General features: G+C 67.8%; 15 protein-coding genes. 11 read left to right on the top strand and 4 right to left on the bottom strand.

The features are described from left to right. Positions 1–288: hypothetical protein (locus RSA25_RS08330; RefSeq protein ID WP_332808423.1), on the bottom strand; the 288-nt coding region annotated here is incomplete at its 3' end. Positions 289–300: 12 nt separating this feature from the next. Between RSA25_RS08330 and RSA25_RS08325 the strand changes: the two genes are divergently transcribed. The 6 genes from RSA25_RS08325 to RSA25_RS08300 all read left to right on the top strand — a co-directional run bounded on the left by RSA25_RS08325 (position 301) and on the right by RSA25_RS08300 (position 5129). Next, the gene (locus RSA25_RS08325; protein WP_332808422.1) at positions 301–480 is read left to right on the top strand and encodes a hypothetical protein; all 180 of its coding nucleotides are present in this window, start codon (positions 301–303) and stop codon (positions 478–480) included. A gap of 353 nt (positions 481–833) precedes the next feature. Then, a complete protein-coding gene (gene coxB, locus RSA25_RS08320; RefSeq protein WP_332808421.1) occupies positions 834–1751 on the top strand; it encodes a cytochrome c oxidase subunit II in 918 nt (305 codons plus the stop codon). A gap of 64 nt (positions 1752–1815) precedes the next feature. Further along, positions 1816–3426 (top strand): cytochrome c oxidase subunit I, encoded by a 1611-nt coding sequence (ctaD, locus tag RSA25_RS08315; RefSeq protein WP_332808420.1) that lies wholly within the window; start codon positions 1816–1818, stop codon positions 3424–3426. Positions 3427–3434: 8 nt separating this feature from the next. Beyond that, on the top strand, positions 3435–3638 hold the full coding sequence (locus tag RSA25_RS08310) for a hypothetical protein (RefSeq protein ID WP_332808419.1): 204 nt from the start codon (positions 3435–3437) through the stop codon (positions 3636–3638). Further along, positions 3635–4231, top strand: a complete 597-nt coding sequence (locus RSA25_RS08305) for a cytochrome c oxidase assembly protein (protein WP_332808418.1) — start codon at positions 3635–3637, stop codon at positions 4229–4231. Before RSA25_RS08310 ends, RSA25_RS08305 begins: the two co-directional genes overlap by 4 nt. Before the next feature lie 22 nt (positions 4232–4253). Continuing rightward, entirely contained in the window at positions 4254–5129 is an 876-nt protein-coding gene (locus RSA25_RS08300) for a cytochrome c oxidase subunit 3 (protein WP_332808417.1), read from the top strand. A gap of 45 nt (positions 5130–5174) precedes the next feature. On the opposite strand, the gene RSA25_RS08295 is transcribed toward RSA25_RS08300, so the two are convergent. Further along, positions 5175–5393, bottom strand: a complete 219-nt coding sequence (locus RSA25_RS08295) for a twin transmembrane helix small protein (RefSeq protein ID WP_070208839.1) — start codon at positions 5391–5393, stop codon at positions 5175–5177. 57 nt (positions 5394–5450) lie between these two features. Here RSA25_RS08295 and RSA25_RS08290 point away from each other — a divergent pair, with 57 nt between their 5' ends. From RSA25_RS08290 to RSA25_RS08270, 5 genes are all read left to right on the top strand, one after another. Continuing rightward, complete coding sequence (locus RSA25_RS08290) at positions 5451–6185, top strand: SURF1 family protein (protein WP_332808416.1); 735 nt, start codon at positions 5451–5453, stop codon at positions 6183–6185. Between the two features lie 27 nt (positions 6186–6212). Further along, complete coding sequence (locus RSA25_RS08285) at positions 6213–6788, top strand: hypothetical protein (protein ID WP_332808415.1); 576 nt, start codon at positions 6213–6215, stop codon at positions 6786–6788. A gap of 11 nt (positions 6789–6799) precedes the next feature. Further along, the gene (locus tag RSA25_RS08280; RefSeq protein ID WP_332808414.1) at positions 6800–8011 is read left to right on the top strand and encodes a COX15/CtaA family protein; all 1212 of its coding nucleotides are present in this window, start codon (positions 6800–6802) and stop codon (positions 8009–8011) included. A 4-nt stretch (positions 8012–8015) separates the two neighbouring features. Further along, positions 8016–8900: a heme o synthase gene (gene cyoE / locus RSA25_RS08275; RefSeq protein ID WP_332808413.1), complete on the top strand. Its 885-nt coding sequence runs from the start codon at positions 8016–8018 to the stop codon at positions 8898–8900. 97 nt (positions 8901–8997) lie between these two features. Continuing rightward, complete coding sequence (locus RSA25_RS08270) at positions 8998–9813, top strand: calcium-binding protein (protein WP_332808412.1); 816 nt, start codon at positions 8998–9000, stop codon at positions 9811–9813. Positions 9814–9853: 40 nt separating this feature from the next. On the opposite strand, the gene RSA25_RS08265 is transcribed toward RSA25_RS08270, so the two are convergent. Both RSA25_RS08265 and RSA25_RS08260 read right to left on the bottom strand, forming a co-directional pair. Next, entirely contained in the window at positions 9854–10852 is a 999-nt protein-coding gene (locus tag RSA25_RS08265) for a bile acid:sodium symporter family protein (RefSeq protein WP_332808411.1), read from the bottom strand. A 52-nt stretch (positions 10853–10904) separates the two neighbouring features. Continuing rightward, on the bottom strand, positions 10905–11360 hold the full coding sequence (locus RSA25_RS08260; RefSeq protein ID WP_332808425.1) for a sulfur transferase domain-containing protein: 456 nt from the start codon (positions 11358–11360) through the stop codon (positions 10905–10907). Positions 11361–11371 lie beyond the last annotated feature (11 nt).

Genomic DNA, 11371 nt, shown 5'->3' with positions numbered 1-11371 from the left:
CAGGTCGTACTGGCGCATGAAGGCTTCGATCGCGCCCTGGTCCTTGGCACGCACGCGCACCCGGGCCACCAGGTCGGCGGCGGTGGCCTGCACCTGCGCCTGCTGGTCGGCCGGCAGCCGCGCCTGCGTGAGCAGTTCGCGCACGTGGCTGGCCTCGTCCTTCATCCAGGCATCGGTGATGGCCTGGCGGAAGGCGGGGGGAGACGTCGGCAGCTCGGGCGACAGCAGCGGCGGACGGGGCGCGCCGGACGGGGCCGGGGCGGGAATCGGTGCAGAGGGTGCGGTCATGCCGGTCGGCTCGTGGAGAACTTGACCATTTTAATCGTTTTTTCGGGCGGTGAAGCACTTTCGACAGGCCGGCCCATCGCGGCCATAGCCTTTCATACAAAGGGATTCAGCGGGATGGAGTGGGGTGTTGAAAACTATGCTGGTTTCGTCAAAAGTGCCGCCGAAGCCCATGCTGTGTTGCACCATTCCTGAAATTGTGAATGGACCCTTGCTACTCGCGCGAGTGCAGGGCTACCATCGAGACGTTTCCCGCAGCAGGAAAATGCGTCCCCCACTGGCGCGTTCCATGCCCCGCTGTTCGTCCTGTTGTTTGCTGTGTTGAAGGTCCCGGCGCGCGAGGTCCGCCCCGCCACCGGGTCATTGCCGGCCCGCGCCGCGCCCTGAATGGGCACTGCGCCGCACCGGCGATGAGAAGGACCGCTCGGGGCCATCCATCGGCCCGGAAAACCAGAAGGCTTGCTCGTGGCCAGCGATGGCTGCAACCGACGACGCTAAGGGTCTAGGCAATGAAGCAACGCATCACGTGGGGCAGGACGTTGGGACAGATGGCAATGAGCGGGGCCGCGCTGCTGGCGCCCGCACTGGCGTGGGCCCAGGCGGCCGACCCCAAGCCATGGCAGCTGAACATGGGCAAGGGCGTGACCCAGAGCGCGCGGTTGGCGTGGGAATCGAACATGTTCTCGCTGTGGGTGTGCACGATCATCGGCGTGCTGGTGTTCGGCGCGATGTTCTACGCCATGTTCAAGTTCCGCAAATCCAAGGGCGCGGTCGCCGCCACCTTCAGCCACAACACCAAGGCCGAGGTCATCTGGACGGTCATCCCGGTGATCATCCTGGTGGTGATGGCCTGGCCGGCCACGGCCAACCTGATCAAGTTCTACGACACCCGCGACTCGGAAATGACCGTCAAGGTCACCGGGTACCAGTGGATGTGGAAGTACGAATACCTGGGCGAAGAGGTCAGCTTCACCAGCCGCCTGGACCGCGAGTCGGACCGGGTGCGGCAGAGCGGCAAGGTGCCCACGCTGGCCTCGCACCCGCATTACCTGCTGGAAGTGGACAACCGGCTGGTGCTGCCGGTGGATACCAAGGTCCGCTTCGTGATCACCTCCGACGATGTGATCCACGCCTGGTGGGTGCCCGCGCTGGGCTGGAAGCAGGATGCGATTCCCGGCTTCATCAACGAAGCCTGGACCAACATCGAAACGCCGGGCGTCTACCGCGGGCAGTGTGCCGAGCTGTGCGGCAAGGACCATGGCTTCATGCCGATCGTGGTCGAAGCGGTGTCCAAGGAGGACTTCCAGAAGTGGCTGGCCTCGCGCAAGCCGGCCCCTGCACCTGCACCGACCGCGCCGGCAGCACCCGCCCCGACACCGGCACCGGCACCGGCCGAGGGAGCACCGGCCACCGCGCCGGCCGCCCCCGCAGCGGCGGCGCCGGCACCGGCACAGGGCAACGCCTGAAATCGAGCCACGCCTGCCATCCGGCAGGCGGGGGTACCACCGGATCCAGTGAGGTGTAGTTGCGATGGCGCATTCCGCAGTTGACCACGATGGGCACCACGGGCATCAGCAGAGCTTCGTGGAGCGTTGGTTGTTCTCGACCAACCACAAGGACATCGGCACGCTCTACCTGCTTTTCAGCTTCATCATGTTCCTCATCGGGGCGGCGATGAGCGTGGTCATCCGCGCCGAGCTGATGCAACCGGGCCTGCAGTTCGTCAAGCCCGAGTTCTTCAACCAGATGACCACCGTGCACGCGCTGGTGATGATCTTCGGCGGGGTGATGCCGGCCTTCGTCGGCCTGGCCAACTGGATGATCCCGCTGCAGATCGGCGCGCCGGACATGGCCCTGCCGCGCATGAACAACTGGTCGTTCTGGCTGCTGCCGGTGGCCTTCAGCCTGCTGCTGGTCACCCTGGTCCTGCCGGGCGGCGCACCGGCCGGCGGCTGGACGCTGTACCCGCCGCTGTCGCTGCAGGGCGGCTACAACGTGGCCTTCAGCGTGTTCGCCATCCACGTGGCCGGCATCAGTTCCATCATGGGCGCGATCAACATCATCGCCACCGTGCTCAACATGCGCGCGCCGGGCATCGACCTGCTGAAGATGCCGATCTTCTGCTGGTCCTGGCTGATCACCGCCTTCCTGCTGATCGCGGTGATGCCGGTGCTGGCCGGTGCGGTGACGATGCTGCTCACCGACAAGTTCTTCGGCACCAGCTTCTTCAATGCGGCCGGCGGCGGCGACCCGGTGATGTTCCAGCACATCTTCTGGTTCTTCGGGCACCCGGAGGTGTACATCATGATCCTGCCGGCCTTCGGCGTGGTCAGCGAGATCATCCCCACCTTCAGCCGCAAGCCGCTGTTCGGCTACCAGGCCATGGTCTACGCGGTGGCCGCGATCGCCTTCCTGTCCTTCATCGTCTGGGCCCACCACATGTTCACCGTGGGCATGCCGCTGGGGGGCGAAATCTACTTCATGTTCGCCACCATGCTGATCTCCATCCCCACCGGGGTGAAGGTGTTCAACTGGGTCAGCACCATGTGGCGCGGGTCGCTCACCTTCGAGGCGCCGATGCTGTGGGCGGTCGCCTTCGTGATCCTGTTCACCATCGGTGGTTTCTCCGGCCTGATGCTGGCCATCGTGGTCGCCGACTTCCAATACCACGACACCTACTTCGTGGTGGCGCACTTCCACTACGTGCTGGTGACCGGCGCGGTGTTCGCGCTGATCGCCGCGGTCTACTACTGGTGGCCCAAGTGGACCGGGCGCATGTACAGCGAGCGATGGGCCAAGGTCCACTTCTGGTGGTCCATCGTGTTCGTCAACCTGCTGTTCTTCCCGCAGCACTTCCTGGGCCTGGCCGGTATGCCGCGGCGCATTCCCGATTACAGCGTGGCCTTCGCCGACTGGAACCTGATCAGCTCGATCGGTGCGTTCGGCATGTTCGTCACCCCGTTCATGATGGCGGCGATCCTGCTGGCCTCGCTGCGCAACGGCGAGAAGGCCGCCGACCGCGCGTGGGAAGGTGCACGCGGGCTGGAGTGGACGGTGCCGTCGCCGGCGCCGGCGCATACCTTCACCACCCCGCCGGTGATCCGCCCGGGTGACCTGGCCCACGACGATGTCACCCATTGAGGCCCGGCATGCACACTGATCGCCCCACCGTGCATGACCGCCGCAGCGCCGATGATGGGTTGGCGCGATCGCTCAACGCCGGGCACTACAACGACGCAGACAGCCAGGCGGCCGAGCAGCGCCGCCGCGCCCAGCGCACGGCCTGGAAACTGGGGCTGCTGGCGCTGGCGGTGTACGTCGGCTTCATCCTGACCGGGGTGATCGGGCGATGAGCGCCGACCGCCCGGCCACGCCCGCACGCACGGCGGGCCTGCCCCGCCTGATCGGGGTGGCGCTGGCGGTGTTCGTGCTGACCTTCTCGCTGGTGCCGCTGTACCGGATCGCCTGCGAGAAGGTGTTCGGCGTGCGCCTGGAGCGCGGGCCGGGGGCGGCCGATGCTGCGGCCGCGCCGACCGCCAGGCGCACCGTGCGCGTCGAGTTCGACGGCGGGGTGAACTCCAAGTTGCCCTGGGCATTCCATCCCGAGCAGCTGACCATGGACGTGGTGCCCGGCGAGCTCAACGAAGCGCTGTACTACGCGCGCAACGACAGCGACCACGCGCTGGTCGGCAGCGCGGTGCCATCGGTGGCGCCGGCCAAGGCATCGGGCTACTTCAGCAAGACCGAGTGCTTCTGCTTCACCGCCCAGACGCTGCAGGCCGGGGAGAAGCGCGACATGCCGGTGCGCTTCATCGTCGATCCGGACCTGCCGGCCAACATCAAGACCATCACCCTGTCCTACACCTTCTACAAGAACGACGCGCTGTCGGCGCAGTTGCCGGCCACCGCCGCGGCGGCCCCGACCGGCGTGCGCGCCGCTCCCTAGATACGCACCGGATCCCAAGACCATGGCCCAGCAAAGCCCCGATGCCAACGTGTACTTCGTGCCCACGCACAGCCGCTGGCCGTTCATCGGCTCCATCGCGATGATGGTCACCATGGTCGGCGTGGCCAGTTGGCTCAACGATGCCGGATGGGGCAAGTGGACGTTCTATGCCGGCATCGCGATGCTGGTGCTGACCCTGTTCTGGTGGTTCAGCGACGTGGTGCGCGAATCGCAGGCCGGCCACTACAACCGCCAGGTGGACGGCTCGTTCCGGATGGGGATGGTCTGGTTCATCTTCTCCGAGGTGATGTTCTTCGGCGCCTTCTTCGGCGCGTTGTTCTACACCCGCAACCTGGGCCTGCCATGGCTGGGCGGCGAGGGTGACGGGGTCATGACCAACGAGCTGCTCTGGGACGGGTACTCGGCCGCCTGGCCGACCAACGGCCCGGGCAGCATCGGCGGTCACTTCCAGACCATCCCGGCCTGGGGCCTGCCGCTGATCAACACGCTGATCCTGCTCACCTCCGGCGTCACCCTCACCATCGCCCACCACGCGCTCAAGGCCGGCCACCGCCGCCAGCTGCTGGTGTGGCTGGGCCTGACCGTGGCGCTCGGCGTGTTCTTCCTGACTTTGCAGGCCGAGGAATACATCCACGCCTACAAGGAACTCAACCTCACCTTGGGCTCGGGCATCTACGGCTCGACGTTCTTCATGCTGACCGGGTTCCATGGCGCGCACGTGCTGCTGGGCACGATCATGCTCGGGGTGATGTGGGCGCGCTCGGCCAAGGGCCACTTCACCCGCGACAACCACTTCGGCTTCGAAGCGGCGGCGTGGTACTGGCACTTCGTGGACGTGGTGTGGCTGATGCTGTTCCTGTTCGTCTACGTGCTCTAGCGCAGGCGCGACACCCTGCCGCGCCGCGCGCAACCGCGCGTGGCGTCAACCGCCGATCCCGTGGGGCTTGATCCAGCCGGTGTAGATGCCGATGGCCACCAGCGCGATCAGCGCCACCGACACCGCGATGCGGCGGGTGAGCGCATTGACGGTCCGCTTGGTCTGGCCGCGATCCACCAGCAGGTAGTACAAGCCGGCGCCCAGATTCCAGACGATGACGATCAGAAACGCGATTACCAGCAGGGTCTTCAACGAATCATTCATGCGCGGCTCGATGGCGGGGCGGGTACGCCTATATCACCGCGTTTGGTCGGCGTTGTCATGATGCGCAAGCACACACGGCTGATCGGGTGGGTGGCTGCGCTGCTGGTGATCGTCGGGTTCTGCCAGCTGGGGCGCTGGCAGTTGCAGCGCATGCATGAAAAACAGGCGCTGCTGGACCAGCAGGTGCCCGCGCGCGCGCAGGCGCTGACCCTGGCCCAGGCGCTGTCGGCACCGCCCCGGCTGCGCTGGGTGGACGACCACGGGCGCTACCTGCCCGGCACCGTGCTGCTGGACAACCAGACCCGCGCCGGTCGCGCCGGCTTCAAGCTGTACCAGCCGTTCCAGACCCGGGACGGCGCACGCGTGCTGGTCGACCTCGGCTGGCAGCCGATGCCGCCGGACCGGCGCTTGCCGCCGCTGCACCCGCCGCAGGGGCCGGCGGATGTGGCCGGGTTGCTGGCGCCGCCGCCGGCCAGCGGCATCGCGCTGGGCCCGGCCCTGGCCGCGACCGGCCAGCCGCGCATCTGGCTGGCCAACCGCCTGCCACCGGCCGAGGTGGCCCGTGCCCTGGCACTGCCGGCCGGCAGCCTGCCCGACCGCGTGCTGCGGCTGGACCCGGCACTGCCCGGTGGCTATGCCCGCGACCTGGACCTGCTGCCCAATACCTTGCCGCCCAGCCGCCATCTTGGCTATGCGGTGCAGTGGTTCGCGCTGGCGTTGACCGTGCTGGTGGTCGCGCTGGTCCTGCAATTCCGCCCACGGCGCCAACCGCCTGCCGATTCCCGGCGCTGACCGGCCCAACATGAGAAAATGCCGCCCATGAATGCCACTTCCCCGGATCGGCTGCCCGCGCGCACCCGCGGCCGCTGGACCCTGATCGCGCTGTTCGGCCTGTTCTTCGGTGCGATGGCCCTGGCCGGGGTGCTGCGTTTCTCCGGCTGGCAGCCCACCGACCACCGCAACACCGGGCAGTTGCTGCAGCCGCCGGTGGATCTGCGCACCCGGCCGCCGACCCAGCTCGACGGCCAGCCGTATGCCTGGAACCCGGACGCCCGCCTCTGGCGCATCCTGGTGGCGCCGGCCCCGGGCTGCGCTGCCGAGTGCGTCACTTTGTCGCAGGAATTGGGCAAGGTGTGGCAGCTGTTCGGGCATAACGCGGATAATGTGCAGATCCTGTGGCTGGGCACGCCGCCGGCCGAGGTCCAGGGCATGCCCGCCCTGCGCGCGTTGCGCGCCGCACCGGACCTGCGCGCCGCACTGCCCGCCGTGGATGACGCCGCCGGCACGCCGGTGTATGTGATCGACCCCAATGGTTTCGTGATCATGCGCTATGCGCCTGGATTCGATAAGGCAGGTCTGCGCAAAGACCTGGCCACGCTGCTGAAACTGAAGTGAGTTCTGTTTAGATGAGCCTGTCCGTACGCCCGGTGCTGCACCGCAATTTCCACCGTTTGGCGTGGTTTGCGCTGATCATGACGGCCAGCACCATCATGTTTGGTTCGTTCGTGCGCCTGTCCGATGCCGGGCTGAGCTGCCCGGACTGGCCCACCTGCTACGGGCGCGTGACCTGGCCACAGCACGCCGCCGAGGTGGTGGGCCACGAAGCGGCCAAGATCCGCCCGCTGGAAACCCACAAGGCATGGCGCGAGCAGGTACACCGCTTCCTGGCCGGCGCGCTGGGCATCGAGATCCTCACCCTGGCGCTGCTGGCCACCCGCCGCCGGCGCTGGGGCACGACCGCGGTGGTGACCGCCTGCGTGCTGGTGGCCACCGGCATCCCGCTGTACATGCTGGGTCACCATGTGTCGGCCAGCGTGCTGGCGATCATCGGCGAGGCGATCCTGCTGGTGGCCGCGCTGCGCTGGACCAACATCGACCTGGCCCGCGCCGCGCTGCTCACCCTGGCGGTGGTGATCTTCCAGGCGTTGCTGGGCATGTGGACGGTGACCTGGCTGCTCAAGCCGATCGTGGTGATGGGCCACCTGCTGGGCGGCATGCTGATGTTCGGGCTGCTGGTGTGGATGGCGTGGCGCGCCACGCACCTGCCGATCACCCTGGTGGAGGCGCCGAAGCTGAAATGGCTGCTGCGCGCCGGCGTGGCCGTGCTGGTGCTGCAGATCGCCCTCGGCGGCTGGGTCAGCGCCAACTACGCCGCCCTGGCTTGTGGCGGTGGCAGTGCGTCGCTGGACAACTTCCCGCGTTGCGTCAGCCAATGGTGGCCGCCGCATGACTTCAAGGAAGGCTTCACCCTGTGGCGCGGCATCGGGGTGGACTACGAAGGTGGCGTGCTCGACGGTGCCTCGCGGATCGCGATCCAGATGGCCCACCGCATGATGGCGATCGTGGTGGCCGTGTACCTGCTGTGGCTGTCGGTGCGGCTGTTCAAGCTGCCGAGCATGCGCGGCTGGGCCAGTGCGCTGGGCCTGCTGGTGGTGCTGCAGATCACGCTTGGCGTGCTCAACGTGAAGCTGGCCGTGCCGCTGGAAGTGGCCGTGGCCCACAGCGGCGGTGCGGTGGCGCTGCTGTTCGTGCTGGTCACCCTGCTGGCGCGCCTGCGCGCCCCCGATGCGGACGGCAAGGCCGGCGCTGCCGGATCCCCTGCCGTGCAGGCGGGCTGATCGCATGGCCAGTTACCGTCAGTACTGGGACCTGACCAAGCCCAAGGTCGTCGCCCTGATCGTGTTCACCGCACTGGTCGGCATGTTCCTGGCCATTCCCGGGCTGCCGACCGCGCAGCAGGCGCTGGACGGCGCGCTGGGCTTCCTCGGCATCTGGCTGGCCGCCTCGGCGGCCGCGGCGATCAACCAGTTGCTGGACGCGCGCATCGACGCGCAGATGGCGCGCACCTCGTGGCGGCCGCTGGTGGTGGGCAAGGTCAAGCCGTGGCAGGTGCTGGTGTTCGCCGGCGCCCTGATCGTGCTGTCGATGACGATCCTGGTGGTGTGGGTCAACCTCATCACCGCCGTGCTCACCTTCGCCTCGCTGATCGGCTATGCGGTGATCTACACCGTGTACCTCAAGCGCGCGACCTCGCAGAACATCGTCATCGGCGGCCTGGCCGGTGCCACCCCGCCGATGCTCGGCTGGGCGGCGATCACCGGCATGCAGGGCCCCTGGGACTGGGCCTATGCCTCGCTGCTGGTGCTGATCATCTTCATCTGGACCCCGCCGCATTTCTGGGCGTTGGCGATCTTCCGCCGCGAGGATTACGCCAAGGCCGAGATCCCGATGCTGCCGGTCACCCACGGCGTGGTGTACACCCGCAAGTCGATCCTGGTGTACTCGGTCGTGCTGGCCATCGTGAGCGTGCTGCCGGTCGTGTTCGGCATGAGCGGCATGTTCTACCTGGGCGGTGCACTCGTGCTCAATGCGGTCTTCGTCTGGTACGCCTGGCGCATGCTCAATCCGCCGGACGAGATCTTCTCGATGAAGATGTTCGGTTACTCCATCGTCTACCTGATGGCGTTGTTCGCCTTCCTGATGGTGGACCATTGGATGCTGCCCTGATTGTAAGGGGCAGGCGCGTGGCGGCACAGGCCGCCGATCGCCTTGAATCTCCCGCAAACGTCGCCATTGCTGTCATGACCGAACAGGATGTGACGGCATGAAACGATGGATGCCAAGCGCGGTACTGGCGATGGCACTGCTGTGCAGCGTGGCGATGGCCTCTCCCGCGCCGGATGACACGGCCACGCAGATCATGGGGCATGCCGGCGACCACCGCCTGCTCGTGCTCGGCGAATACCACGGCACTGCCGAAACGCCGCGGCTGGTGGCCGACCTGATGGAGCGCTACAGCCGCGACACGGCCACGGTGCGCCTGGCGCTGGAGCTGCCGATGAGCGAGAACGTGGCACTGGCCCGCTACCTGCGCTCGGACGGCGATGCGCACGCGCGCGACAGGCTGCGCACCTCGCCGTTCTGGAGCGTCAAGGATGATCAGCATGACGGGCGTCGCAGCCGCGACATGTTGGCGCTGATCGAGGCAGTACGCGTGCTGCGCGCGCAGGGGCGTGACGTGGGCGTGGCCGGCTATGACGAAGAAACCGGCGTATCCGCCGGCAGTGAAGCGCGCGATGCGGCCATGGCCACGCACCTGCGCCAGCAGTTCAACGCGCTGCCCGCCGATGCGCGGATGCTGGTGCTGACCGGCAACGTGCACGCCATGCGTACCCGGTCGTCCGACGCGTCCCCGCAGATGCAGACGACGATGGCCTCGTACCTGTTGGACCTGCCGCTCTACAGCGTGCGCCTGGAAGCATTGCGCGGTCACTTCTGGGCGTGCGTCCAACCCTGCCGGGCGATGCCGCTGGTGGCGCGCCCGCCACGCGCACCCGTGGAAGATGCCGACCTTGGGCGGCAGTACGATCTGTGGATCTGGATGCCCGCGATGAGCGTGGGGACCCTGACCGACCGCTAGGATCAGACCCTGGGCGCCCTGTCCCCGCCCAGGGCGTAGTTCAGTCAGGATGGACGGTTGGCGCCGGCTCGACCGGATCCCGCGCATACCGCTGGGCGATCATCGCGCAGACGATCAGCTGGATCTGGTGGTAGATCATGATCGGCAGCACGATTGCGCCCAGGCTGCCGCCGGCGAACAGCACCTTGGCGATGGGCACGCCGGTGGCCAGGCTCTTCTTGGAGCCGCAGAACAGAATGGTGATCTCGTCCTCGCGGTTGAAGCCCAGCCGGCGGGCGATGAAGCGGATCAACGGCATCGCGATGCCCAGCAGCACGGCGGCGACAACGGCCACGGTGAACAGCGACACCAGCGGCGTCTTGCTCCACAACCCTTCGCTGACCGCTTCGCCGAATGCCGAATACACCACCAGCAGGATGGTGGCCTGGTCGGTGTAACGCAGCAGTGCGCGCTGGCGCTCCACCCAGCCGGCGATCCACGGGCGCAGCAGGTGACCGGCCACGAACGGCACCAGCAGCTGCAGCATGATGCTGATGATGGCCTGCCCGGGGTTGTGCATGCCGCCCGCGGTGCCGGCCAGCAGGGCCAGCAGCAGAGGGGTCAGGAACACGCCGAGGATGCTCGACAGCGAGGCACTGCACACCGCCGCGGGCACGTTGCCGCGCGCGATGGAGGTGAAGGCGATCGAGGACTGCACGGTGGATGGCAGCGCGCACAGGAACAGCACGCCGATGTACAGCTCGGGCGTGAGCAGCCAGCCATCGAGTGGCTTGAACAGCAGCCCCAGCAGCGGGAACAGCACGAACGTGCAGGCCAGGATGGTCAGGTGCAGGCGCCAGTGCAACACGCCGGCCACGATGGCCTGGCGCGGCAGGCGCGCGCCATGCAGGAAGAACAGCGCGGCGATGGCCACGTCGGTGACATCGTCCAGCACCATCGCGGCGGCCCCGTGTAGCGGCAGCAACGAGGCCAGCAGGACGGTGCAGAGCAGGGCGAGGGTGAAATTGTCCGGTCGCAGGCGCGACCACCAGGGCGTCATGCGCGGCATGCTCCTGTGAGGGGGAAAGGGAGAAACGGCAACGCGCGCTGGATCAACGCGTCGCTGCCCGTTCGAGCCGTGCGCGGGTGGGCGCTTCCAGCGAGGTCATGCCGGCGTCGCGGCCAAACTGCAGGGCGGCCTCGACCGGTGCACCGTCGCGCGCCTGCAACACGGCCAGCAGCGCACCGGCGCGGTTGCCCGAGGCGCAATGCACCAGCACCGGGCCGCTGCTCTGCGCCAGCGCGGTGTGCAGTGCGCGCGCGTTGGCCTCGGTCAGGCCGGCGGCACCGGCCACCGGGATGCGCACGTAGCGCAGGCCCAGGCCTTCGGCGACGCGGGTTTCGTCGAAGCCGCGATCCTCGTCGGGTTGGCGCAGGTCGATCACGGTGGTGACCCCGGCCGCGGCCGCCTGCTGCAACTGCGCGGCGCTGGGCTGGCCGGCGCTGTAGAGCTGCGGGCGCGGTTGGGCGAAGGGCAGGTCCGCCGCGGCGGCGGGCAGCGCCAGCAGGGCGAGGATGA

This window comes from Stenotrophomonas sp. (assembly GCF_036662295.1).
Lineage (GTDB): Bacteria > Pseudomonadota > Gammaproteobacteria > Xanthomonadales > Xanthomonadaceae > Stenotrophomonas.
Note: the sequence above shows the minus strand (reverse complement) of the source record. Positions and strands in the feature narration are given on the sequence as shown.